The organism is Micromonospora arborensis (assembly GCF_003205615.1).
Classification (GTDB): Bacteria; Actinomycetota; Actinomycetes; order Mycobacteriales; family Micromonosporaceae; genus Micromonospora; species Micromonospora arborensis.
Genome location: NZ_PYBV01000151.1, coordinates 1 through 288 on the forward strand (window position 1 = coordinate 1; position 288 = coordinate 288).

Sequence of the window (288 nt, forward strand, 5' to 3'; positions counted from 1 at the left end):
GGTCGGCGAGTCGGGCAGCACCTGCTCCGGGTGGGCGCCCTCGTACGCCTCGATGGCGCGCACCAGGGCGTCGTACTCGTCGTCACCGAGCGGGGTGCTGCCGTCGGCGTAGTAGGCCGCGGCCGCCTGCACGGCGGTGGCGACGGCATCGGCATAGGCGTCGGGAGAGGCCGGAACGGCTGCGTCCTTCATGCCCATATCCTCTCCACCAGCACTGACATCGCGCCGGACCGGTCCTGGGGCGCGCCGGGCCCTCCCCTCGCGGGGCCCGGCGCGCCGAAGGCGGGT

At 75.0% G+C, this 288-nt stretch carries 1 protein-coding gene; it reads right to left on the reverse strand.

The annotated features are described in order from the left end of the window. A partial coding sequence (locus tag C7C45_RS33220) for a hypothetical protein (RefSeq protein WP_208641534.1) occupies positions 1-192 on the reverse strand: 192 nt, incomplete at its 3' end. Between the last annotated feature and the right edge of the window lie 96 nt (positions 193-288).